We start from the raw sequence: 2200 nt of genomic DNA on the forward strand, positions 1-2200 counted from the left end.
AACTATTCACTGTTAACTATTAATTGCCTTTGACTGCTTCTTCCACAAAATCCAGCCGGTCCTGGCCGAAGAACATCTCGTTGCCCACGAACATTGTCGGCGCGCCAAATACGCCACGCTTTACGGCGGCTTCGGTGTTGGCTTTGAGCTGCTCTTTCACTTCATCGCTGGCGGCTTTTTCCAGCCAGGCTTGTGCATCCAGGCCGGCGTCGGTGAGCACGCGAGTGATTTCTTCCGGCTCGGACAGTTTGCAGGGCTCGCGCCACATGGCGTTGTAGAGGGCAGTGATCACGGCATCCTGTTCCGGGGTGCCGATGGCGGCGGTGATGATGCGCATGGGGGTAATGGTGTTCACCGGGAAGTGCGGGTTCATGGTGAGTGGCACCTGGTAACGCGCCGAGTAGCGGGCCAGGTCGCGCATCATGTACATGCCCTTGGCGGGCACGGCACCGGGCGGGTTGTTGCCGGTGGCCTTGAAGATGCCGCCCAGCAGCACGGGGGTGTAAACCAGCTCGGCGCCGGTGCGCTCGCAAATGGCAGGCAGCTGGCTCCAGGCCAGGTAGGCAGTGGGGCTGCCCACGTCGAAGAGGAATTCGATTTTTTGGGTCATGGGATTTTCCTTTCAGGTTGTCATGTAGGAGCGTAGCGCAGCGAAGCAACGCCCGCAGGGCGGCTCCGAAGGAGTGAGCGCAGCGAATAACGACGCTTGAGTCGCGAATTCCACCGCTGGCTTCGCGACTCAAGCGTCGCTCCTACGGCAGATCTTGGGCTTTATGTGGGAGAGCATGCTTGCATGCCGAATTACCGGGCAGAGCCCTTCGTGATGCAAGCATCATCTCCCACAAAAAGCGTGTTGCGTGCTGCGTTCGTCAAAACGTTTCCATCCACGGGCGCATGTCGATTTCGTGGGTCCAGGCGTCGCGGGGTTGTTGGTGGAGCATCCAGTAGGTGTCGGCGATGTGTTCCGGGTTGAGGATGCCGCCCTGCTCTTTCTGGGCATACTTGGCCGGGAAGTTATCGCGGATAAAGGCGGTGTCGATGGCGCCGTCGATGATCGGGTGGACCACATGAATCCCTTCCGGCCCCAACTCCCGAGCCATACTTTGCGCCAAAGCACGCAGGGCGAACTTGGCGCCGGAGAACGCGGAGAAACCCTTGCCGCCACGCAATGAGGCGGTGGCACCGGTGAAGATGATGGTGCCCTTGTTGCGCGGCACCATCACACGAGCGGCTTCGCGCCCGGCCAGGAAACCGGCGAAGGCGGCCATTTCCCAGACCTTGCGATAGACCCGGGCGGTGGTCTCGCGGATGGAAAAGAACACGTTGGCGCCGATGTTGAAGACCACCACTTCCACTGGGCCCACTTCGCTCTCGATGGTATCGAACAGCGCCACCATTTGGTCTTCGTCGCGGGCATCGCAGCCGAACGGGCGGGCCTTACCGCCGGCGGCTTCGATCTCCTGCACCAGCGGCGCCAGGGCGTCTTCATTACGGCGGGTAACGCAGAGGGTATAGCCTTCGCGGGCAAAGCGTTTGGCGATGGCACCGCCGGTGGCATCACCGGCGCCGATGATGACGGCAACAGAGTCTGGCATGGGGCCTCCCGATTTTAGTGGGACTAATAGTTGGTTCCTATTTGGAACTTATAGTCGGTTCTTTTTGAGAACCCGTCAACCCGGTATGATCAGAGAACGTTCACGGAGGTTTAGCATGCGCTGGCAAGACATCGACCAACAGCCCTGTTCCCTGGCCCGCACCCTGGCCATTATCGGCGACAACTGGACGCTGCTGGTGCTGCGCGACTGCTTTATGGGCGTGCGCCGCTTCGATGATTTCCAGCAACGCCTGGGCGTCACCCGCCATGTGCTCAGCGACCGGTTGCGCAAGCTCACCGAGGGCGGCGTGCTGGACAAGGTGGCCTACCAGGAACGCCCCCTGCGCCACGAATACCGGCTCACCGCCATGGGCAAGGAACTCTACCCGGTGATCGTGCATCTGGCCCAATGGGGCGACAAACACCTGGCCGGCGAGCACGGCGCCCCCCTCATTCGCTACCACCGCCAGTGCGGCGAACCCCTGGAAGCGCAACTGCAATGCAGCCACTGCGGCGACACGGTGAAGCCCACGGATATTCGGGTGGAAGAAAACCCGCATTGGGCGGGGCAGATTTTAGTGAACAGTTAATAGTTAACAGTGAACA

Annotated in this window: 3 protein-coding genes; 1 reads left to right on the forward strand and 2 read right to left on the reverse strand. The window is 60.7% G+C overall.

All coding sequences use genetic code 11. The annotated features are described in order from the left end of the window. Nucleotides 1–19: 19 nt before the first annotated feature. Both B3Q33_RS10260 and B3Q33_RS10265 read right to left on the reverse strand, forming a co-directional pair. Complete coding sequence (locus B3Q33_RS10260; RefSeq protein WP_272963445.1) at nucleotides 20–610, reverse strand: 2-hydroxychromene-2-carboxylate isomerase; 591 nt, start codon at nucleotides 608–610, stop codon at nucleotides 20–22. 259 nt (nucleotides 611–869) lie between these two features. Next, the gene (locus B3Q33_RS10265; protein ID WP_272975521.1) at nucleotides 870–1595 is read right to left on the reverse strand and encodes an SDR family oxidoreductase; all 726 of its coding nucleotides are present in this window, start codon (nucleotides 1593–1595) and stop codon (nucleotides 870–872) included. 115 nt (nucleotides 1596–1710) lie between these two features. Between B3Q33_RS10265 and B3Q33_RS10270 the strand changes: the two genes are divergently transcribed. After that, nucleotides 1711–2184 (forward strand): winged helix-turn-helix transcriptional regulator, encoded by a 474-nt coding sequence (locus B3Q33_RS10270; protein ID WP_272963443.1) that lies wholly within the window; start codon nucleotides 1711–1713, stop codon nucleotides 2182–2184. Nucleotides 2185–2200: the final 16 nt, after the last annotated feature.

The organism is Alcanivorax sp. UBA3183, from assembly GCF_002364155.1.
In the GTDB taxonomy this organism is placed as follows: Bacteria; Pseudomonadota; Gammaproteobacteria; order Pseudomonadales; family Alcanivoracaceae; genus Alcanivorax; species Alcanivorax jadensis.

What these genes read in the sequence shown, in the direction of transcription:
- B3Q33_RS10260 (WP_272963445.1), bottom strand. Translation starts at nt 610, where the DNA reads ATGACCCAAAAAATCGAATTCCTCTTCGACGTGGGCAGCCCCACTGCC.
- B3Q33_RS10265 (WP_272975521.1), bottom strand. Translation starts at nt 1,595, where the DNA reads ATGCCAGACTCTGTTGCCGTCATCATCGGCGCCGGTGATGCCACCGGC.
- B3Q33_RS10270 (WP_272963443.1), top strand. Translation starts at nt 1,711, where the DNA reads ATGCGCTGGCAAGACATCGACCAACAGCCCTGTTCCCTGGCCCGCACC.